Source organism: Gelidibacter salicanalis, assembly GCF_016469035.1.
Classification (GTDB): Bacteria; Bacteroidota; Bacteroidia; order Flavobacteriales; family Flavobacteriaceae; genus Gelidibacter; species Gelidibacter salicanalis_A.
Map to the genome: position 1 here is coordinate 77221 of NZ_JAEHJZ010000007.1, position 22826 is coordinate 100046.

22 protein-coding genes are annotated in these 22826 nt (G+C 37.7%); 4 read left to right on the plus strand and 18 right to left on the minus strand.

All coding sequences use genetic code 11. The features are described 5' to 3' along the window. Position 1 precedes the first annotated feature (1 nt). On the minus strand, positions 2-358 hold the full coding sequence (locus JEM65_RS04540; RefSeq protein WP_199597514.1) for a DoxX family protein: 357 nt from the start codon (positions 356-358) through the stop codon (positions 2-4). A 165-nt stretch (positions 359-523) separates the two neighbouring features. Here JEM65_RS04540 and JEM65_RS04545 point away from each other — a divergent pair, with 165 nt between their 5' ends. Together JEM65_RS04545 and JEM65_RS04550 are read left to right on the plus strand one after the other, a co-directional pair. After that, complete coding sequence (locus JEM65_RS04545) at positions 524-2152, plus strand: acyl-CoA carboxylase subunit beta (protein WP_199597515.1); 1629 nt, start codon at positions 524-526, stop codon at positions 2150-2152. Next, positions 2152-3432, plus strand: a complete 1281-nt coding sequence (locus JEM65_RS04550; protein WP_199597516.1) for an MFS transporter — start codon at positions 2152-2154, stop codon at positions 3430-3432. Before JEM65_RS04545 ends, JEM65_RS04550 begins: the two co-directional genes overlap by 1 nt. A gap of 133 nt (positions 3433-3565) precedes the next feature. Here JEM65_RS04550 and JEM65_RS04555 read toward each other — a convergent pair whose 3' ends face one another. The 3 genes from JEM65_RS04555 to JEM65_RS04565 form a co-directional block, all read right to left on the minus strand. After that, a complete protein-coding gene (locus tag JEM65_RS04555; RefSeq protein WP_199597517.1) occupies positions 3566-4636 on the minus strand; it encodes an AMP-binding protein in 1071 nt (356 codons plus the stop codon). Between the two features lie 98 nt (positions 4637-4734). After that, positions 4735-5718, minus strand: coding sequence for a CPBP family intramembrane glutamic endopeptidase (locus tag JEM65_RS04560; protein ID WP_199597518.1), 984 nt, complete (start codon positions 5716-5718; stop codon positions 4735-4737). A gap of 6 nt (positions 5719-5724) precedes the next feature. Further along, positions 5725-6759 (minus strand): o-succinylbenzoate synthase, encoded by a 1035-nt coding sequence (locus JEM65_RS04565; protein WP_199597754.1) that lies wholly within the window; start codon positions 6757-6759, stop codon positions 5725-5727. 138 nt (positions 6760-6897) lie between these two features. On the opposite strand from JEM65_RS04565, the gene JEM65_RS04570 reads away from it, so the two are divergent. Beyond that, complete coding sequence (locus JEM65_RS04570; RefSeq protein ID WP_233530522.1) at positions 6898-7845, plus strand: sterol desaturase family protein; 948 nt, start codon at positions 6898-6900, stop codon at positions 7843-7845. A 104-nt stretch (positions 7846-7949) separates the two neighbouring features. Continuing rightward, on the plus strand, positions 7950-8198 hold the full coding sequence (locus tag JEM65_RS04575; protein WP_199597519.1) for an SDR family NAD(P)-dependent oxidoreductase: 249 nt from the start codon (positions 7950-7952) through the stop codon (positions 8196-8198). A 512-nt stretch (positions 8199-8710) separates the two neighbouring features. On the opposite strand, the gene chrA is transcribed toward JEM65_RS04575, so the two are convergent. From chrA to menD, 14 genes are all read right to left on the minus strand, one after another. Further along, positions 8711-9832, minus strand: a complete 1122-nt coding sequence (gene chrA, locus JEM65_RS04580) for a chromate efflux transporter (protein WP_199597520.1) — start codon at positions 9830-9832, stop codon at positions 8711-8713. 4 nt (positions 9833-9836) lie between these two features. Continuing rightward, a complete protein-coding gene (locus tag JEM65_RS04585) occupies positions 9837-10367 on the minus strand; it encodes a hypothetical protein (RefSeq protein WP_199597521.1) in 531 nt (176 codons plus the stop codon). An 11-nt stretch (positions 10368-10378) separates the two neighbouring features. After that, positions 10379-10597: a hypothetical protein gene (locus JEM65_RS04590; protein ID WP_199597522.1), complete on the minus strand. Its 219-nt coding sequence runs from the start codon at positions 10595-10597 to the stop codon at positions 10379-10381. Positions 10598-10656: 59 nt separating this feature from the next. After that, complete coding sequence (locus JEM65_RS04595) at positions 10657-11094, minus strand: DoxX family protein (protein ID WP_199597523.1); 438 nt, start codon at positions 11092-11094, stop codon at positions 10657-10659. A 389-nt stretch (positions 11095-11483) separates the two neighbouring features. After that, positions 11484-12326, minus strand: a complete 843-nt coding sequence (locus JEM65_RS04600) for an AraC family transcriptional regulator (protein ID WP_233530523.1) — start codon at positions 12324-12326, stop codon at positions 11484-11486. A gap of 622 nt (positions 12327-12948) precedes the next feature. Next, entirely contained in the window at positions 12949-13503 is a 555-nt protein-coding gene (locus JEM65_RS04605; protein ID WP_199597524.1) for a type 1 periplasmic binding fold superfamily protein, read from the minus strand. Positions 13504-13522: 19 nt separating this feature from the next. Further along, a complete protein-coding gene (locus JEM65_RS04610) occupies positions 13523-15922 on the minus strand; it encodes a TonB-dependent receptor (RefSeq protein ID WP_199597525.1) in 2400 nt (799 codons plus the stop codon). Positions 15923-15963: 41 nt separating this feature from the next. After that, a complete protein-coding gene (locus JEM65_RS04615) occupies positions 15964-16293 on the minus strand; it encodes a hypothetical protein (protein ID WP_199597526.1) in 330 nt (109 codons plus the stop codon). Between the two features lie 715 nt (positions 16294-17008). Further along, on the minus strand, positions 17009-17686 hold the full coding sequence (locus JEM65_RS04620; RefSeq protein ID WP_199597527.1) for a metal-dependent hydrolase: 678 nt from the start codon (positions 17684-17686) through the stop codon (positions 17009-17011). Between the two features lie 130 nt (positions 17687-17816). Continuing rightward, positions 17817-18719 (minus strand): 1,4-dihydroxy-2-naphthoate octaprenyltransferase, encoded by a 903-nt coding sequence (menA, locus tag JEM65_RS04625; protein WP_199597528.1) that lies wholly within the window; start codon positions 18717-18719, stop codon positions 17817-17819. Between the two features lie 18 nt (positions 18720-18737). Beyond that, positions 18738-19577, minus strand: coding sequence for a 1,4-dihydroxy-2-naphthoyl-CoA synthase (locus JEM65_RS04630; RefSeq protein ID WP_199597529.1), 840 nt, complete (start codon positions 19575-19577; stop codon positions 18738-18740). A 20-nt stretch (positions 19578-19597) separates the two neighbouring features. After that, on the minus strand, positions 19598-20428 hold the full coding sequence (locus JEM65_RS04635; protein WP_199597530.1) for a CvfB family protein: 831 nt from the start codon (positions 20426-20428) through the stop codon (positions 19598-19600). A gap of 98 nt (positions 20429-20526) precedes the next feature. Next, positions 20527-20868, minus strand: coding sequence for a DUF2853 family protein (locus tag JEM65_RS04640; RefSeq protein ID WP_199597531.1), 342 nt, complete (start codon positions 20866-20868; stop codon positions 20527-20529). An 84-nt stretch (positions 20869-20952) separates the two neighbouring features. After that, positions 20953-22710 carry a 2-succinyl-5-enolpyruvyl-6-hydroxy-3-cyclohexene-1-carboxylate synthase gene (menD, locus tag JEM65_RS04645; protein WP_199597532.1) on the minus strand — a complete coding sequence of 586 codons (1758 nt, stop codon included), beginning with the start codon at positions 22708-22710 and terminating at the stop codon, positions 20953-20955. Between the last annotated feature and the right edge of the window lie 116 nt (positions 22711-22826).

Here is a 22826-nt window from a genome sequence, read left to right on the forward strand (position 1 = left end):
ACTATTGTGTTATTTTTTTGTTGTAAATATAAGAAACCACTAATAAAACTAGCGCAATTAAAGCAGCCATTTGTTCTACATCGCCAATCATGTAATGGGCAAAAAATGCCAGGATAAAAGCAAAAAAGTAACCGGCATAAGCCCATTCCTTTAGCACATTAAAACTTAAATTCCAAAGTGCAATCAAACCTAGAAGTTTCATCACAGCGTATGGATAGATAAGGTAGGTTGGATACCCGAAACTTGTGAACATTTGGGATACTTCGTCGTAATTAAAAAAATACATCCCAGCCGAAAAAAGGAGCAATACGGTTAATAATCCTGTTGCTATGTAATACATAATTTTATTGGTCTTCATAAACGGTGTTATAATTTTAGTGGACAAATATAGTTTAAAATAAATTATATTCCTAGGAATATAATCCCAAGGTAAATTATTCTAAAAATAAATCGTCATATCCCAATGTCCTTCTTTTGTATAACTTTTAAAGTTCGTATTTTAGCGTCAACTAAAACATTTGTAATGGACCTTAACTTCAATAAAAACGAAGATCACAATAAACTTTTGCTTTCTGCTTTACGTCAACGCCTTGCCCAAGTAAAATTGGGTGGCGGACAAAAAGGAATCGATAAACATCACGCTAAAGGCAAAATGACGGCACGTGAGCGCATCAATTACCTATTAGATCCTAAAGCAAAATCTATTGAAATTGCCGCTTTTGCAGGTGAAGGCATGTATGAAGAACATGGTGGCTGTCCTTCTGGAGGTGTGGTCATAAAAATAGGGTATGTGAGAGGCAAACAGTGTATGGTGGTGGCCAATGATGCTACAGTTAAGGCGGGCGCTTGGTTTCCAATTACCGCAAAAAAGAATTTAAGAGCCCAGGAAATTGCGATAGAAAATAGATTGCCAATAATATATTTAGTGGATTCTGCAGGAGTTTACCTCCCAATGCAAGATGAAATTTTTCCGGACAAAGAACATTTTGGACGTATTTTTAGAAACAATGCCATTATGAGCAGTATGGGGATTACTCAAATTGCTGCGGTAATGGGAAGTTGTGTTGCTGGTGGCGCCTATTTACCGATTATGAGTGATGAAGCACTGATAGTCGATAAAACTGGAAGCATTTTTCTTGCTGGAAGTTATTTAGTAAAGGCGGCGATTGGTGAAACGATTGACAACGAAACTTTAGGAGGTGCTACCACACACTGCGAAATCTCTGGCGTTACAGATTATAAAGCGAAAGATGACAAGGATGCCTTGGATACCATCAAAAATATTATAGATAAAATTGGCGATTATGACAAAGCTGGATACAATCGTGCAAAAGCCGTAAAACCAAAGGAAAATCCAGAAGATATTTATGGCATTATTCCAAAAAGTCGCGCGGAACAGTATGATATGTATGAGATTATCAAACGTTTGGTGGATAATTCGGAATATGATGAATATAAAGCTGGCTACGGACAAACCATCATTACCGCGTATGCAAGAATTGACGGCTGGGCGGTTGGAATTGTTGCCAATCAGCGACAATTGGTGAAAACCGCAAAAGGCGAAATGCAATTTGGTGGCGTGATTTATAACGATTCCGCCGATAAATCAACCCGCTTTATAGCCAATTGTAATCAGAAAAAAATCCCCTTAGTCTTTTTACAGGATGTGACCGGATTTATGGTTGGCAGTAAAAGTGAACACGGTGGCATTATTAAAGATGGCGCTAAAATGGTAAATGCAGTGAGCAACTCTGTAGTGCCAAAATTCACCATTATAATCGGCAACAGTTACGGGGCTGGAAACTATGCGATGTGTGGAAAAGCCTATGACCCTCGCTTGATCGTCGCATGGCCAAGTGCTGAGTTAGCGGTTATGAGCGGGAATAGTGCCGCAAAAGTACTCCTTCAAATTGAAACCGCTTCTCTCAAAAAGAAAGGGAAAACCATCACCAAAGAACAGGAAGACGAACTTTTTAAAAAAATCAAAGACCGTTATGATGATCAAGTGTCGCCCTATTATGCAGCAGCACGCATTTGGACCGACGGTATTATCGATCCGTTAGATACGAGAACTTGGATCAGTATGGGTATTGAGGCGGCTAACCACGCTCCTATTGAGAAGAAATTCAATATGGGGGTGCTGCAGGTGTAATGGACGCTACAAAACCAAAACAGTCTATATATATCATCCTATTGTTAATTTTGGCAGGGGAAGCAATTTTTGTGCTTCCCTTTGTCTTGGCACGAATTTTCAGACCTACATTTTTAGAGGTTTTTAAGATCAATAACTTTGAGTTAGGTAGTTGTTTTTCAGTTTATGGGGTGGTAGCCTTGCTCTCCTACTTTTTTGGTGGGTCGTTAGCAGATAAATATGCGCCAAGAACCTTAATGGCCGTTGCACTGTTTATGACCGCATTAGGTGGTTTTTATATGGCGACCTTCCCCTCTTATACAGCATTAAAAATATTGTTTGGCTATTATGGGTTTACCACCATTTTTTTGTTTTGGGCACCTATGATTAAAGCCACAAGAGTTTGGGGCGGACAAAACAAACAAGGACTTGCCTTCGGATTTTTAGATGGTGGTAGAGGCCTCGTAGCGGCGAGTTTTGGCTCTCTAGGCGTGTTGGTTTTTTCCTATATGCTCACCGTTGATGTTTCAGCTGCATCGCTGTTAGAACGGCAAGACGCCTTTAAATATGTGGTTTGGATCTCTTCCGGAGTGGTTGTGTTAATCGGAATTCTGGTGTTTTATTTCCTTAAGCCATTATCTGATAGCGCCGAAACAATAACCCAACAAAGTAAAGTATATACGCTCGAAAATTTTAAAGCTGTTTTGAAATATCCATCGGTTTGGCTGATGATGCTTATTATTTTGTGTGCTTATGTTGGCTATAAAATCACTGATATCTTTAGTTTGTACGCCAAGGATGTGTTAAAATTTGACGCCATCAAATCTGCCGAGATTGGTACATATCTCCTTTATGCACGGCCTGTAACCGGCATTACCATTGGGTTTCTGGCAGATAGAACACGGGCTTCCTTATGGATTATTATTGGCTTTGTTATCATGTTGCTCAGCAGTTTGCTTTTTGCCTCAGGAATTATTTCGGACAACACTATTGGTCTCTTTGTCATTTCTATAATATTCATGGCCATTGGAGTATATGCTACGCGTGTTCTTTATTTTGCAATTATGGAAGAGGCAACTTTACCATTGGCCATTACGGGAACAGCTATCGGATTTATTTCTGTGGTAGGGTACACCCCTGACATTTTTGCGGGTCCTTTAATAGGATTGCTTTTAGACAATTCGCCTGGTGAACTAGGGCATCAACATGTGTTTTTAGGAATGGCTGCTTTCTCAGTTATTGGATTTGCAGCAGCATTTACATTCTCAATACTTACAAAAAAGAAGATTAGAACGTCTTGATGACCACTGCACATTTTTTGGGGTCAATTAAAAAATCACCTGGTATTGGAAATAAAAAAGGAGCAAAAACCCAATGGCTTCCACTCCTTTTCTAATTAAGTTTCTCAACAGCCTTTATGACTGATGGTATATTTTAGTGAATGTTCTTTCCTAATAATTTAAGAGTGTCCTTACGCTGAATTTTTCCGGTAGCGGTTTCTTTAAATTTTGGGATATTATAAATGTCCTTAGGCACTTCAAACTTATCCAAATCAGCAAAAGCTGAGTTGTCAACTGTGTTTTTATCGCTTTCCACAACAAGAATTAGTTTTTCACCTAAATCTACATCCAGTTGAGAAGCAATAATAAAACGCTCTTTAATTTTACCGGCAAGCTTGGCTTCAATCTGTTCTGGGAATAATTTAACACCACCAGAATTGATGATGTTATCAGCACGTCCAATCAGTTCAAATTCTGTAGGAGAATGTATGTTAACCACATCAGTAGTCACCAGCTGTTCTAAAGCTACTTTAGGGGCATCAATAACCAAGCAACCTCTACCGTCTTGAGAAATACTAACATCAGGGAATACCGTAAAATACTTCATCCTATGTTCTCCATTCATGGCTTTTACCGCCACATGACTTACAGTTTCCGTCATGCCGTAAGTAGCAAAAATTTTAGTTTCTAAACCTTGAATAGCATCTTCTAAGGGTTGTGAGATGGTGGCACCTCCAATAATCAAGGTTTTGATATTGTAAATATAATCCACGGTATTTTTTAATTGCAGTGGAATCATGGCACAAAAATCATAAGTCTGCCCATAATCAAAGACAGGTTGCGAGGTTGGATCTACAAAATCGAGTTCCAAACCTAACACCATGGCTCTTACCAACATCATTTTGCCGGCAATATAATGGGTAGGCAAACAAAGTAGCGCTTTTTGTCCGGGTTCCATATTAAAATAGTTACCGGTGGCAATTGCTGAATTGACCATAGCCTGCTTGCTGACCTTCATCAACTTTGGTTTTCCAGTAGAGCCAGAAGTCCTTACATTAATATAATCTTTAGCATCTAACCAATCCATTAGGAAATCGCCCATTACTTTTTCATAGGGTGCTCCTTCCTTTACTAAGCTATAAGCCACTTCATTAAGGTCTTCAACATTGTAGGAGTTCCCGTTTAACTTAAATTTTAAATGAATTTTATCAAATGTTGGCGTCATTTTTTATGTTTTTACAGTATAATTATCTAAACGTTATTAGAGACCCAAGGTAGAAGTTTCTTGGTTAACCAAGGTGCCTTAAGGAAAAAAATTAGCACTTATTCAATACCAATAGTATCAATTTCCTCTTGTACTTTAAATTTATGATTTGGTTCTACCACCTTACCAAATAACTTGCCTTTCCAATCGGTCCAATTATACATTTTTGACAAGATAAATAGGATGATAGGAAACATGATAAATACTGGCACAATAATAACTGTTACTCCAGCAGTTTGCGGGTCAGAAATGTCTTTTAAAACGGAATGCGTTTGGAATGCGGTCCAGTCTGCAGTAACCAATAAGGCGGTAAATAAATTGTTGGCAGCATGAAAACCTAAAGCTAACTCTAACCCGTCATCCATCAAAGTCATAATTCCTAAAAATAATCCTGTACCTATATAATACACCATAATTATGGGACCAAGCTTGTCTACTTCAGGGTTTGCCATATGCAACAATCCGAAAACTATAGAGGTAAAGATTAATGGCACCACTTTATACCGTGTAACCACACCAAGCCCTTGCATGATATAACCTCTAAACAAATACTCCTCAAAACTGGTCTGTAATGGCACCAAAATAATAGCGATAACACAGAGGATCAAAAATGGTTGCAGATTAAAATTAAAGACATAATCTTCAGGGGACATATAGTAATCTATCAGCACTAAACTGGAGGATAAAATTCCCCAAAAGAAAAAGATGACCCAAAAACGTTTCCAATCTATTTTTGGTCGGGCTGTGGTAAGCGATGTAAACGACTGTTTATGCAGCCACTTTACGGCACCAAGTAAAAACAGCAAGCCACCAACAAAAGGAAGCAGAATAAATACAAGATTTAAATTAGGTTCAAACAACCCCATTAAATACGCTGTATCACCCATTTTAGACTGGTCAATAGAACCGCCTCGCATGGTTTTGAGAAACACACCCAATGCATGCGGAATTGAAAATATGACCAATCCTACCAGTGCTATAATTATACCAATTATATAACGCCACCAATCATGTAATCCTTTAAACGCCTGAGCTATATACATATCTATTTATAAATTAAAATTCCAATTAATTCTTTTATCGTAGTGCAATCCACCATGTTCTACCACTAACGGACTGGCAATATTATTTGTAAACAAACTTCCAGTTCCAAGGCCTTGAGGGCGGTTATTTTCTAAAGTATAGGTCCATTGGGCAATAGCATTCAATCCTACATTGCTCTCTAGCGCGCTAGTTATCCAATAGCCAATACTGTTGGCATGGGCAGCTTCAATCCATTCGGTACTGCCTTGAAAACCGCCCACCAACGTTGGTTTCAAAATAATGTATTGTGGGTTTATAGTTTCTAATAAGTGCTGTTTATCTGAAAGGTCCAAAACCCCAATCAGTTCTTCATCTAAGGCGATGTCCAACGGGGTTATGTCGCAGAGTTTAGCCATCTCCTCCACTTGCCCCTGTTTTATAGGCTGCTCTATGGAATGCAACTGGTAGTCTGATAATCGTTTTAGTTTTTCTAAAGCATCATTTGGAGTAAATGCACCGTTGGCATCCACACGCAGTTCGATATCAGTTGCCGAAAAATGAGTCCTGATCGATTTCAGAAGCTCTAATTCAGCTTGAAAATCGATAGCCCCAATTTTTAGTTTGATGCAATTAAATCCAGCGTCAATTTTAGATTTGATCTGCTCCTTCATAAAAGCTTCCGTCCCCATCCAGATCAATCCATTGATGGGAATAGCTGCTTCACCTTCGGTAAATTTAGACGGAAATAATTCAAAAGATGTTTTGGATTCTAAATCTAGAAACGCCATTTCAAGTCCAAATTGAATGCTCGGAAACGCTTTCAGTTTAGAAATCAGCACTTCTTTGCCTAAAAAAATATTCTTACAGGTCCAACTTAGAACGGATCCAAAATCAGGACGGTCGTCAATAGACAAGCCTCTAAACATGCCACATTCCCCAACGCCTTTTTTACCGTTAGATTCAATGATAACGAACCAAGTATCCTTAGTTTTTAAGACACCACGAGAGGTGCCACTAGGTTGTTTAAAATTGAGGGTGTATGTTTGGTAGGTTGCCGTCATAATCTGGTCAAAAATAGTCAAAAAATGTTGTATTTTTAAGAAATGGAAGGGCGGTATTCCTATCATTTGTTTTCATTAACAAAAAACATCGTACTTTAGGTAAACTCTAAAAAAACAACACTGGTTTAGAACATCTACATGAACATGCCTGAATTTCCAAATATCATTCTTTATGCCATTCCTTTTTTCGTTATTTCGATTGGGTTAGAGCTCTACGGTAGCATTAAAGAGAACAAGAAATCGTATGAAACAAAAGATGCGGTTACCTCAATTACCATGGGCTTAGGGAATGTGTTGTTGGGATTTATCAGCAAGGGCATGGTATTGGTAGCGTTTATGATGATTTATGACAATTTCAGAATTTTCACTATTCCATTTGCGTGGTGGAGTTTTATACTGCTATTGTTTGCTGACGATTTTGCTTACTATTGGTTCCATCGCATCTCTCATCAAAACCGTTTATTTTGGGCATCACATGTGGTGCACCACTCTTCACAGCACTATAATTTAAGCACCGCTTTACGTCAAACTTGGTCTGGCGGATTTTACACCTTTATATTTTGGTTGTGGTTGCCGTTGATTGGTTTTCATCCGGGAATGATTCTATTACAAATGTCGGTGAGTTTACTTTATCAATTTTGGATTCACACCGAAGCGATTGATAAAATGCCCAAATGGTTTGAAGCCATTATGAACACACCATCGCACCACCGAGTTCATCACGGTAGCAATCCGCTCTATCTCGATAGAAACCATGCTGGAATTTTTATTATCTGGGATAAACTTTTCGGAACATTTCAGCCAGAGCTTAAAGAGGAAAAGGTAGTGTACGGATTGGTAACCAATATCAACACCCATAATCCCATAACAGTGGCCTTTCACGAATGGGTTGCCATGGGCAGAGATGTGTTTTCTGGAAAAAAATCATTAGGTGATCGTATCAAATACATAGTCAAACCTCCTGGATGGAAACATGACGGAACGGGTAAGTCCAGTACTGATTTGCGGAATGAGTGGCAGGAGTCAGTTGGTAGGAGTCAGTCGGCAGTTGGCAGTAGTCAGTCGGCAGTTGGAAATGAGTTGTGACGGTTTAATAAGTACAATTTATTTCAGTTCATTAGTGTCAATTTCAATTTCATCATTAACTTCAATTTCATCTTCATCTTCAACTTCATCTTCAATTTCCCCCCATGAATTTCAACACTAAAGTTATTTGGATTACGGGAGCTTCGAGCGGCATTGGAAAAGCCTTGTCCATAGCGCTGTCACAAGAAAACTGCCAACTCATCCTATCCTCTCGACGTGAAAACGCGCTTGAAGCCGTTAAAAGCCAATGCAAAAACCCAGAACAGGTTGCGCTGCTGCCCTTTGATTTAGCGAATTTTTACCAGATGAAATCAGTGGCTCTTGAGGAAGAATCAAGACCGCTTCGCTGTTAGAACCAAGATTTCAACCGTTAAGCCCTAAAAACATAGGCATTAAGATTTATAATTATCAGGAATTATAGTGTTTGTTAACATCTTCAAAGAAGATAAACCACTGTGGACTGGAAGTCCAAAATTTTGAACAAAAGAATGAAATTCTTTTTTAAGAATAGTTTGTCATTCCGAATGAGGCACGAAGAGGAATCTCATTATGATAAGATTTCTTGTTGCTCGTTCCTCGCTCTTTCGAAATGACAAAAATGCTATTAAAACTTTATAGAAACTAAAATAACGACAATGGAATTGAAGGGTTTTAACCCCTAACTAGATAATAAAAAATGTGGACATAAACGCCCAAAACTTTGAAAAACCTTTATCAGTCTATATTCTTAGAAGATGGATGGCATTTTAATCGGACAACAATAGTGTTTTTTATTAGGAAATAATAAGGTCTCAAAATTTTGCAAAATTGCTCCATGGGTCTAAGGTCAGAGTTAACTGGACTTAAATTTGATTTCCTAATCTTTTTACATTAATGTCAATATATATCCCCCAATTGCTCCGCCCAAAACGACAAAGGCACTATTCATTTTTTTGAAAATAAAAACCATAATCAAACTTGCAATAACTATTAAAATTGTTCGCCAATCTGTTAAAGTATCCTTTACCATTTCTACACAAACGGCAATTATCAATGCAACCGAAGCGACATTTACCGCATCTAAAACGGCACCTATAATTTTTGATTTCCGCATTTTCGGTATCAACGGATTTAATATTAATACGAAAAGGAACGACGGAATAAAAATACCAAGAGTTGCAGCAATTGCTCCCGCAATTCCGTTCATTTGCCAACCTATAAAAGTTGCAGTGGATAACACTGGTCCTGGCGTTATTTGTCCAATAGCAACTGCGTCAATCAGTGCCTGTCTGGTCAACCATCCGTTTGCAACTAATTCTGAGTCAAGAAATGCAAACAAAACATAGCCACTGCCATAAAGTATTGCGCCAACTTTTAAAAAAATTAAGAATATTTTAAGAATTTCTATCTTTGAAGGGTCGGCAACCTGAAAAAGGATAAGTGGGATAAAACTATGTAAACTGCCAGCATTTTTTTTTAAAAAATAGATAGCGAACCCAAGCAAACCGCATCCAAAAAGAGCTATTATTTCGTTAACTCCTAATAAGCAAGCCACTAAAGTAATAATGCCCAAAATAGCAAGTTCCTTATTTTTTACTGCCTTTTTACCAAGTCGGAAAGCTGCCATAATGATTATTGCAATAACTGCTGGCTTAATGCCATAGATAAAAGGCTCTACTTCTGGTAACTGACCATATTGTTGATAGAGCCAGGCAAAAACAGAAGTGATGACGACCGCAGGAAAAATGAAGCAAAATCCAGCAACAAACAGACCTTTCCAACCTGCACGTTCGTGTCCGCAATGCATAGTCATTTCAGTCGAATTCGGACCTGGAATTAAATTGGTAGCACCAACAAGGTCGAGAAAGTGTTCTTGGGTCATCCACTTTCTTTTTTTGACAATTTCATCCTCCATCATTGCGATATGTGCGGCAGGACCGCCAAAAGCAATGCTTCCCAACTTCAAAAACAGTAAGGCTAGCTCTTTTAATCTATTTTTTTCTTGCATTGTTTTATCGCAATTTCATTTCATCTATTAGGTTTAAAATATCCGGATTATAAACTTTCATTGTAATGTTGTCTGCGTCAACATAAAAAAGACATAGGGTATTTTCAACACTGAAGGATTGGGTATGCTTGCTCCACGAAAGAATTTCCTGGCCGTAGTACGGATCTCCAGCAGCGCCATTGTTAATTTGAAAAATTGAACGAGAAACATTCAGTTTTTTATGTACATAATTTTCTGGATAAATAGCTATTTGGGGGGGTAGCTTGAGCCAATTGTTATTATGCTCGTCATCAGTAAGAATGCCCACTACTTTTTTACTATCATTAATCAAAATATTTAAGTATTCATTTCGTCTTTCAATCATGCCTTTGTCAACAGGTGTTGTTGCTAATATAGGGTCTTTTGTCGCATCACAAATGGAGGGTACTACTTTAAATGGGCCTTCTCCCTGTAAGGCAATAATACCATCAAATAGCAACATTCCTTTTTCATCAGCCAATCGATAGCCTATGTTTACATAGCCTTTTCTTTCCAATCAACAAAGTGTCAACCTGTTTCTGTTCCTCTTGCGCTGCCTAAAAACTGTTTTATGGTATAGGGAGCACTAACTTTTTCTGCAAAATATTTTTGCCCGTCGCTTTCAAAATATAATGTTCCGTTGGCATCATAAGCTAAATTGCTATAGGACGCGGGTATGCGAGCTTGTTGAGCCAAGGATATGGTCATTAACAAGGAGGCAAGAGCTGTAAAAAAAGACGTTTTCATTTAATTTTTTTTTATTGAAATCTAATGTGTTGATGCTAAAAGTATTTCTTGAATGATTGTTAACAGGAGCGTCTATTGTTGCTCAACAGTTTATCAATAGACCAGTTTCCGGCCCCTTCAACAAGTAAAAATAAACTACCCAAAAACATCGCCCAATCAGTTCGACCAGCATGCATCATTGCCCAAAATCCGTCAGCGTCCAATATTTCTAATTTTGTAGTTGCAATGGCAACCAACATAATAATGAGTGTTGGAATACTCGCCAATCTTGTTAGTAAGCCAAGTAAAATAAATGTACCACAAACAATCTCAACCGTACCGACAAATGCACCGAGAAATTCTGGTGATGGAAGTCCAATTTTTTCAAATCGTCCCGCACCCCGAAGGGCAGGAAATAAAAATTTTTGAATGCCTTCTGAAAGGAAAACGGCACCGACCAGTAAGCGAATGATAATGGTGGTTTTGGAATTGTCGGAAGTGATAATTTTTTGGAACATCTTAAGGATTTTTTTTATCAAATAAAATCAAATATTTTATATAGTGATAAATTCTATCATTATTTTCTAATTGGTGATTGTCAATATAGTGGTTTCTTCATGGTAAAATATGGCTCTTTTTGTGTTGCGTGGCAACTGCTACAACTGTTTGTTAGGATTTTGAACTCTTTATGGAATACGATTGAATCTCTGTTTTTAATTACTTTTTCCATATCTGGAAGCGCCACCGTTAAAAAGTGTTCTTCAGATTTTGCACATTTGAGTCTTCGTTCACATCCGTTCTCAATGGTTTTTTTTCTATTTTTGTCCCTTAATAATCGGCTATTTTATGTTGTAAAATTATACAACATAACTATGAAACTATGGTCTATTTGAAAAAATAATGGTGTTTAGTTTGACTGATCCCGAAATGCCGTAGGTGTATTTCCGGTATATTTCTTAAAGTATTTTGTGAAGTGGGAATTGTCGCTAAAGTTAAGTTTAAAAGATATTTCCGAAATGTTCAAGGTCGTGTAGAGCAACAACCGTTTTGCTTCGTTGATCGTATATTCCGAAATCACTTCGGCAGCCGATTGATTATTTTCTTTACGGCAACTTGCATTGAGGTTTTGGGGAGAAGTATTCAAAATATCGGCATAATGCGAAACTTTATTAATGAGATTTTTTTCTTGGGCAAGCAGGTATCTCAATTGTTGATACCAAGTTTGGGCTGTTGGTGTAAATGGGCTTTCAAAGCCTGATTCTTGTAGCATTTTTGCCAATAAGGCCTTTAATAAGCCTTCAATGACTATTGTTTTATTTGAATGGACTGTTTTGTATTCTTCTGAAAGCAGTTGAAACAATTGTGATACACTGGTAGTATCTTTTGGAAAGAGGCAGCTATATGAGCTGATATTTGCGATAAGCTGTTTGATTTCATTGTCCAGACAGGTCATTGCAAATTCTTTTTTAATGATGGCAACAAAGCCGTCAGGCTCTGACGTAATCTCCCAACAATGTACTTGTTCGGTGCGTACGATAAAAACAACAGGTACGTTGATTGTAAATTTCCGGTCGTCAATTATATGATGCCCGCTACCTTGGGTCAGATATATTATTTCTAAATACTTGTTGTGTTTGTGCGGGGAAGTGGTTCGCACCTCTTTTCTGAAAGGTTCAATTTTTATGGAGTTTTGTTCTTTAGCCTCGTCTTTTACTTTAATATTGGAATTCATTGTTATTGCGATGGACATTTTATCTGTTTTGGTTGTTAAAACATGGGTATTGTGCAACGGGTAAAACCAAATGTGCTAAAATGAAGGGTGTCTTTCTCAGTTCAGGTTTTATAGTTAACATTTTTTTGGGCAGCAATCCATCCTTAAACTATGCACTAAATATAAATAATATCCAGATAATTTAATGCGGATAAAGCTATAATATTGAGCGCTTAACAAAATCCGCTTCTCTAAAACCGCCCGTGGTTCATCATCAATCATCTCCAAATTTACTTCATAATCCGTTTGATAAATTGCTTCGATGCTTGTGGTGACTTTCTTGGAATGTTGCCAAATTTGAATTGCAGCTTCCTATCCTATATAGCCACATCAATTATAAACTCGCCCTGGTTCAGTCTAAAAAAGAAATCTTCCCTAATTTTTAAAATTTCTTTCTTTCCATTCTTTAGCTCAGTTTTCGCGCTAAATCAAATTCTCTCCACTTAGTCCCATAGGTCAATTTTTCAAAGCATATAATAGGCTTTGAAAAATAGTGAAATTTCAACTTCCTTAGTGTACAGGAGCAACAAATAAAAATGCCCCTTACAGAAATCGTGTAAAGGGCATTCCTTTGGGCAAAAAAAATATGATCAATTCAAATTTATTGTACCGTTACGTTAAATGTAGCTGCAATATCCGTCTCTCCACCTGCATCACCAAGACCTGTATTTGGTTTTGTAGGCAAATGACGTAGCGTAAACGTAAGTGTTCCAGAACTGGCCGTAGTCGCGGTTAACGTAAATTCCGTTCCGAGCGGATTTCCGTCGCCATCAAAATTACTAGGTTCTGTGGTTACATCAAGTCCGCTCCCTATGGTATAGAAAAATTGATGGTCTTTCGCTTCTTCTTCCACTTCTTCGGTAATGTTTTCTGGTGGGCTTACCGTTTCATTGAGCAGCACAATGACGCCATTGTAAATTGCTCCTACCGTAAGGTTTCCAGATACCGTAACCTCTGGTGCGTTAGGTCCGTCGCCATCCAAATCCTTTGTTTGAAGCATTATTGGCGTTCCGCCTGCCTGTGGGGTTAAGGTGACCGTCATTGTAGTAAGAACTTCTTCTTCATTAACCGGTTCCGGATTATCGTCATCTTTGGAACATGCCGTAAATAAAAGGGTTGCTAATACTACTGTACTTAAAAATTTTACTTTTTTCATTTTGATTTGATTTTAAAAATTAATAATTGATTTTAAAGTTTAATAAAAAGTTTCTGCCTAAATCGTCTGCATAATACCGCAGACGGTTCAGGTAATTTCGATAGGAAGTATTCAATAGGTTGGTAATTTTAAAACCTACTGTAAGGATTGCTTTCTCAGTGGCCCTAAAATCGATACTTGAGTTAAAATTGAACAAATGGTACGCATCTGTTGGGGTGCTTAGGTCCACGACTTCCATTGTTTGTGTTTCTGGAATGAATACTTCAAAATTATTATTGGGATATTCATTTTGTCTAAAGTTATATTCGCTCTGCAATGACAAGCGGATATTCTTAAATTGTGGATTCTGATAAACGATTTCATTTTGGGTATTTACGGGGGGCAAACTAATCAAGGGCTCATCCCTGGTGCGGTCATACCCCTTTACCAAAGAAAACTGATGGGTAAATTTTAAATTTTCAGCAAAAGCATAGGACGCGTCCACATCTACCCCCAGCAATTGTGCATTGGTTTGACGGTATTCCCAAACTTGAAAATTGCCCCGTACCGTTTGCTGAATTTCAGTAGGCTCAATAACGATAAAGTCTGAAATTGTGTTGACATAGGGATTTATTGAGAAACTGAAGATATCATTATCCCGTTGAAATGTTAGCGATGCCTTATGTCCAATTTCTGAATTAAAGCTTAAATCACCCAGCTCAATTCGGGAAGCGGAATGGTGCAAGCCTTCACTAAAAAGTTCTGAAGGATTTGGCGCTCGTGAAGCAATTGAATAGTTGACAAATAATTTATAATCCGCGCCAAAAGAGTAGGTCGCTCCCAGTGTTCCTGAACCGTTATAAAAATTAAGTTGCGGATTGGTCAAAACCTGATTGTCCAGTACCTGGACCACTATTTCTGGAAACAGGTTGTCATAATTACGTGCTTCCCAAAAAGAAGTACGGTAAAATTTAAAAACGTCCATAGAGGTATAATCAATACGCCCTCCTACTTCAAAAAGCCATTGATCGTTCAATCGGTAATCTGCTACGGCGTAGATTCCCAAGTCGTATTTGTCATAATCGGGTATCAATCTGCGCACGCCAGTTGTCGGATCGGCAAAGTTGTTTTGATATTTTGCCGTGACACCAGTTTTCAGGGTTATTATATCTGTTAAATGGGAGTCCAAATCCAATAACAGTGTATGGGTGTCCAATTGCAAATCTACTGAGGCGTTATCTTTATTCGCACCACGCCTAATATCAAATTCAAGGCGATTGTTTCTTTGGAAATCATATTGTAGGCTCAATTTTCCTAAGTTTTCAAATCGTTTAAAACCTTTTATCCGAGCTAAATGATGGGTTACATTTTGTCTTGGGGCATTGATTTGATATGTAAAATCGTCAATGATTAAAGGCCTATCGCTATTTATTGCTCGAATTTGGTCTTGCGCACCGCCCACGTGTGAAGCCCTCAATATTCCGATTTCATTTTTAAAGAGTGAATAATATGCCTCGATACCATAGTCGAACCGATTTAGCCCCACATTTAAAGAAGCGTTGCGTTCAAAAATGCCGGTGTTGCTCAAAACATAATCTGGTGCTTCAAAATCGCCAAAGCGTTTTAATGTTCCCTGAACAGATGCATACCAACCGTTTTGATTACTTTTGGTCAATTGCGATGTCAGGGAAGAACCGCGCCCATTGCTTGCCGCTGCAAATTGGGTTTTGCCGTAGAGGCTATCTTTTACAGGAACTTTTGAAGCTTCCACGACAATTACACCACCAACGGCATCGCCACTGTACTGCAACGCCCCCGCCCCTTTTATTAAGGTAAGGTTGCCTACAGAATTAATATCGATGCTTGGGGCATGTTCGGCTCCCCATTCTTGGTCTTCCATCCGAACACCATTATTTATAATGACTACCCGACTGCTGTGAAGACCATTAATGAGCGGTTTTATAACCGTGTTTCCAGTATTTAGGGAAGAAACACCACTCAAACTATTTAGGGCATCCCCAAGTGAACCACTACTGAAACGCTCCAATTCTTCTTTTGAAATAGTGTTTTCAAGGATTGTTTTGGACTTGATGCTGTAGGCTTTTCCTTCAACCGTAATTTGGTTGAGTTCTTCTAAGTGATGCTCCAGTTTAAAGGATTTGGTGGTATTGCCAGATATTTTAACGGTAAACCCTTTAGTCAAACAATAGGGATGCGACACCTGAATGGAATAGGTACCATTACATAAGTTTGGAATGATAAATTTTCCATCAAAATCTGTCTGCACAGCTTGTTCAGTACCAGCAACTATGAGAGTTGCCCCTATAAGCAATGAGCCGTCGTGAAGGTCTGTTACCGTGCCAGAAAGTGTGTTGTCACAATTTTGTGAAATAGATGAAATACTACTGAATAGCAGTATCAAAAACGCATAGTTCCGCATAGAAATTCTTAATTAACATTTAAATAAATATTTGTTGTTTATTAAGAAAATACAGGGGGTGCGCGTAACTGGGTATTGGTTATTTTAAAGGAATGGAATTGTAAGGAAGCAAAGTCGGCTTCAACCTTTAAAGGAATTGCTGATAGAAATAATTCAGGGTATTCAGCGATATCGTAGTTGAAAGATACCAAGTAATAATGGCCTATCTCACATTTAACATCGGAGTTATGAAGGTGGGTGACCTGATCTGTGCAAGAAATATGTTCGTGCCCTTCAAAAATATGAAGAAACTGAATGGCAGTAGGAAGCATTAAAGCTACAAAGAGCAACAATGCTACTATATTTTTACCAATCTGTTTTTTGTACTCCATTGTTCTTCTATAATACTAATATAACACTAAAACGCAAAAGTAAAGAATTATTGTGGTAGTTGGATAATAAAATTATTGTAATATATCTGCGATGCATTTAAAGGTCTCAATTTCAGTATTATCCGAAATTTTGGGCGGAAAAAGAACAGCTTTCTTATTTCTTTCGGCGTTGGCGGTTTTTTTAGCTAATTGTTTAATACTAGTTCAGTTTTTTTAAGGATAAAGGTCTTTTAATTGGCTCTTACGTCGCAAATTGATTATTATCTGGTTTTTCGGTTTAAAAATCGGACTAAACGTTCGGTCACGAAGACCATGTTTTCGGAATATATTGGATGGCGCACCACAGAAAAAATGAGATTAACGCTAATAAAGAATTTTTTGAAACCAACTATCCTCGAGGCAGAGCCATAGAGGTATTTCGCCGGTTTCATTTAGACCTGAAAAAGGTCAAAAACCAAAATTCTGTATTTAGATTCCCGTTTTCACGGGAATGACTCCCGATAATTATCGGGATCAACGGAAACCCCGAGGCAGAGCCTCGAGGAATCTTTTACGATTAAATAAAGACTGAGAAAACACCTGTAATAATCGTATGATATGTCTTTATTTTGACCATTTCAGTGTGAGACGTTTTCAGTCTTTCAATGATTAAAGCAACGCTATACTAGGGTTTACATAGATAGCACCGTTAGTTGATTGATCCAAAAGTATAATATCACAATTCAATATTCTCACCAATTTCCAGCAACATCAAATCTTTGTTCTTGTCAAAAAACTTGCGCTTCGCTTCTTCGTGGTCAATTTCTATATACCCAAAAGTGTCATAATGATAGCCCATAATTTTGTCGCATTGAATAAAATCACTGGCAATAATGGCATCCTCAATACCCATGGTGAAATTATCGCCAATTGGTAAAATTGCCAAGTCAAGCTTCACGTACATAGGGATCAGTTTCATATCCATAGTCAACGCGGTATCTCCAGCAATATAGATATTTTTATGTTCACCTTCAATTACGAAACCGCCCGGTTGTCCGCCGTATTTACCATCAGGAAAAGACGACGTATGGATAGCGTTCACGTATTTGACATTGCCAAATTCAAAATCCCAGGATCCTCCATGATTCATCGGGTGCACTTCAAAACCCAGTTCTTCAAAATGACTGGCGATTTCAAAATTAGATACAATCATTGCATTTGTACGTTTGGCAATGGCTTCCACATCTAAAATATGATCTTGATGTGCATGTGTCAGCAGAATATAATCTGCTTTTAAGGTATTGATATCAATATCTGAGGCTTTTTCGTTAGCAGAAATAAAAGGATCAACCAAGATGTTAACCTCATTAACTTCTATACCTAAGCTTGCGTGACCGTAATATGTGATTTTCATGTGATTGGAAATTTTGACGTATTAATTTTTGAACGACTTAAATATATTCAAAATATTTTGGTGTACCCTATTTGAACACCACTAAAATGGGAAGAATTACTACAAAATGTACGTTTAATTATTTTGATGGTCATAAAAGATAGCCCACACCCAACAATAAGGAAAAGAGGAACGTTGACAAAGCCAGCACTTTCAATTGGGAATCAAAATCAGAAGACTGTTCTGCTTTACTGATTTTGATAATATGAATGGTTAGTGGGATATAAGATAACAAAAAGATCAAATTCCAAAGTGAGGTATAGTATAACATCGCAAAGACGATCCCTAGGACCATAGCAGATATCACTAAAAACAAATGATATTGTTTTGTTTTTTCTTTCCCTAATTTTACCGCCATTGTGATTTTATTAGAGAGGGTATCAGATTCAATATCTCTAATATTATTCAGGTTAAGAACACCAACACTCAACAAGCCTACTGCTATAGATGGTAGTGCTACAATATGATCCAATTGTTTCGCAAAAAGGAAATAACTGCCCACAACACTGACGAGTCCGAAGAACACAAATACAAAAATATCGCCTAAGCCGCGGTAACCATAAGCCGATTCGCCCATGGTATATTTAAGTGCCGCATAAACTGAAAGGCCTCCCAACACAAAAAAGAACAAAGAATAAAAAAAATAACCCTGACCAAAAGCGAAATAAATGAGCAATACGGTCAATAAAATTACAATGAGAACATTGACTTTTAGCCCTTTAAACATTTGCGTTGGGGTGATTTTGCCACTTTGAATAGCGCGCATTGGCCCGACCCGATTTTCATTATCTGTTCCTTTCACGCCATCGCCATAATCATTGGCTAAATTGGATAGAACTTGTAAAGCAACCGTAACCAATAACGCTAGGGCGAATACAAGAGCATCGAAAAAACCATTGTAGGCCGCAAAACATCCTCCTAAGATAATTCCAGAAACAGATAATGGCAGCGTCCGTAACCTGAACGCCGATAACCAAGGTTTAATGTTGTTCATTCTAAAGTTCTGATTGGATTAAGGAATCCATTTTTTCTCGAAGTTAGGTTTCCGTTTTTCCAAAAAGGCATTACGTCCTTCAGTGGCTTCATCGGTCATATAGGCCAAACGCGTTGCTTCTCCTGCAAAAACCTGCTGCCCAACCATGCCATCATCGGTCATGTTCATAGCAAATTTTAACATTTTTATGGAGGTAGGTGATTTTGCCAATATTTCCTGGGCCCACTCATAAGCGGTATCTTCTAACTCAGCATGTGGAATGACTGCGTTCACCATCCCCATTTCAAAAGCGTCTTGTGCGGAATAATTTCTTCCTAAGAAAAAGATTTCCCGTGCTTTTTTCTGACCCACCATTTTCGCCAAATATGCAGACCCGTAGCCACCGTCAAAACTGGTTACATCAGCATCGGTTTGTTTAAAAATAGCATGTTCTTTACTTGCCAAGGTCAAATCGCACACTACATGCAAACTGTGTCCACCGCCAACTGCCCATCCCGGAACTACCGCGATTACTGCTTTTGGCATAAATCTGATCAAACGTTGGACTTCCAAGATATTTAATCTGTGGTAGCCATCTTCGCCTACATAACCTTGGTGGCCTCTGGCTTTTTGATCGCCACCACTGCAAAATGAATACACACCGTCTTTAGATGAGGGACCTTCAGCAGATAATAGTACCACGCCAATATTTACATCTTCATTGGCATTGTAAAGCGCATCGTATAATTCGCTAGTGGTTTTTGGTCTAAATGCATTTCTAACCTCAGGTCGGTTAAACGCTATTCGGGCAACGCCGTTACATTTTTTATAGGTGATATCTTGGTATTCCTTTACAGTTTCCCACTTAATTTGACTCATATAGTGTGTTTTTATACGGATTAAATAAGATAGATCCCGTCTTCCTTAATTTCTATTAACCGTTGTTTATATAAAGTACCGATGGCTTTTTTAAAGGTTTTTTTACTCATTTGTAAAACCGTTTTAATATCCTCAGGGTTTGATTTATCTGTTAAGTTGAGATACCCCCCATTGTCTTCCAACTCATACATAATTGCATCTGCATTTGGTTCTATTTTTCTATAACCAATCTGCTCTAGGGTGATATCCAATTTATTGTCAGGTCTTATTTTCTTAACGACACCTTTCATACGGTCGCCAACACTCAATTCCTTATAAATATCATCTTGAAAGATCAATCCTGCATGTTTATTATTGACAATAACGTTCATACCAATTTCTGAAGGATGAGAAATAATAACATCAACCTCTTCAAATTGGGTTACAGTCAGTTCTTTATTATCAAGAAAATGATTGGTTTTACTGGATGCTGCCAAACGGCCCGTTTTTTCATCCAAATAACAATGCACCAAATACCAACCACCAGCTTTCATTTTAAAAGCTTGTTCTTTAAACGGACAAAATAACTCCTTAACCATGCCCCAATCTAAAAACGCACCATGATTGGTAACTTGATTACAGCGCAACATGGCAAATTCGCCACGTATTATATATGGACGATCTGTTACGGCAACAAGACGTTCCTCATTGTCTAAATACACAAATACTTCAATTTTTTCCCAAATTTGAAAGGTTTCAGGAACATATCTATTGGGCAGCAAGACTTCATTGCCTTCATTGTCTGCAATATATAGGCCTTGCTCGGCTTCGCGTAGTATTTCTAGGGTGTTGAACTCTCCAATATGTATCATGGTGCAAAGGTAAGAATATTAGTGTTTATCCAATAAAAAAAAGCGATACAGTTCTGGGGTTACAGAGGTATCGCTTCTTGAATTTATGTGTTATAGTCTTATTTGTATACCGCTTCCTTTTTAAAGTGCTTTGTCAATAAATAATACACTACTGCTCTGTATTTATTTCTATTGGATTTACCATAGGTTTCAATAACTGAATCGATGCCTTTATCTAACTCTTCTCCATCTTTCAATCCTAGTTTTTTGATCAAAAAGTTGTTTTTTACCGTTGCCAATTCAGCAGCGTCAGAACCGGAAACGGTTGCAGCATCTGCATTGTAAATTGAAGGACCACAACCAATAACTACTTTGGTCAATAAATCCATATCAGCATTTACACCGCATTTTTCTTTTAAATCTGCCGCGTATTTTGTGATTAATTCATCTCTTTTGCTCATTTCTCATATTTTATAGTTAATTATTTATCAAGCTTCAAGATAACAAAATTTGAGATACTTCCACAGGAATATTAAAATAATTCGCTACTTCACATGTTTGAAGTAATTAAGCAATATATCGTCATTAGGCTGACCCACAGTATTAATTTCCAAAATCTTTGGTTGGTTGCTTTCTTTGAAAAACGAATTCAGCGCATTGGTTAAATCAGTTTGACTAGACACCCTTTTATATTTGAAATTGTACATTTCTGCCAAATGCTGTGCGGTCAAGGCGTGTTTGGTTTCAAAGAACGTATCAAAATTTTCAGTGTCCTTATGCCCTGGCAGAATTCTAAAAATACCGCCGCCGCCATTATTAATAATAATAATTCTAAAAGACGCAGGAATATAATTGTTCCAAAGGGCATTACTGTCATAGAAGAAGCTTAAATCGCCGGTTATAAAATTGGTCTGACGTTTATGCGCCACTGCACAACCTATGGCGGTAGCCGTGCTACCGTCAATACCACTGGTGCCTCTGTTACAAAAAACTTCTATAGATTTATGAATGTCGAACAATTGCGCATACCTGATGGCTGAACTGTTGCCCACCTGCAATATGGTATCATTTGGTAAATTTTTAATGAGGATGTCGAAGGCTTTAAAATCAGAAAATGGAAGATTTTCTACATAACTCAAATGCTTTTTAGCGCGGTCCAATTTAATTCCTGTCCAATAATTCTTATAGGAAGTTTTTACTTGTTTTGCTTTTGGCAAAAACTCACTAAAAAAGTAATTGGGTGTTTCCTTAATATGTTGGGTCAGGCAGAAAAAGGTATCGTAGGCTCTGGTTTCACTGATATGCCAATGTTCTTTAGGTTGGTATTCCCTTAAAAATGCTTTGATCTTTTTAGAAACGATCATCCCGCCAAATGTGATGAGAATTTCAGGTTGTAATTTTAAGAAATCATCTTTTTTCAATGGGGCAATCAACTTATCAATACTCGTGATAAATGAGCCATGATCTAAATTAGAAGTGGTTTCTGTCAGCACAATCACACTCTCATCTTTAGCCAATAAATTTAACCACTTTTGCTCTATTTTGTTAGGGGCAAATTCTCCTACCAATATCATTTTTCGCTTCGCTTTTCGCCAATCGTTTAAACATTGATCCAAGATATAAGTATCCATTTTTGGCTCCTCAACCTCTATCGGAATGTTTTTTGGTGCCACCTTTAAAGCATCAACCATGTCATATAAAGGTTCATCAAAAGGCACGTTAATGTGTACTGGTCCTTTTTTAATGACCGCTTTGTTGAGGGCATCGTTTAACTCTTGCTCGTTATGTTTCTGAATATCTTTTTGCAACCCTAATAAGCGTTCCAACTTGTCCTCAATATTCTTAAAAATAGGAATGTCTTCTGTAACAGGAATGTTGAGTTCGTCTTTTAGGTCCAACTTTAAATTGGCCGAATGCAGAATATGGTTCTCAAACACATGTTTCTGATTAATGGTCTGTCCGTCCCCAATATTTTGCAGATGTTTAGGTCGGTCTGCCGATAAAACAATTAACGGAATCTCACTGTAAAACGCTTCAGCCACCGCCGGATAATAGTTGAGCAATGCACTCCCGGAGGTACAGGCTACCAACACGGGCAATTTAATTTGTTGGGCAATTCCTAAAGCAAAAAAAGCGGCACAACGCTCATCTACAATACTGTAGCATTTAAAAAACGGATCATTGGTAAAGCCGATGGTCAGCGGTGCGTTTCTACTTCCAGGGGAAATAACAATATGTTTGATATTTTTTGCTTTACAAAGCTGAATAACGGTTTGTGCAAGGGGAATTTTAGGATATTTCATTCATAGCTAATCTTGTAACAAAAATACAAAATTAGGTCAGCTAAATACCGTTATTTGGACTGAAAAAATAATGATTTGAAGTGAAAACAAGTACTAGTAGGGTGTTTCATGACAGA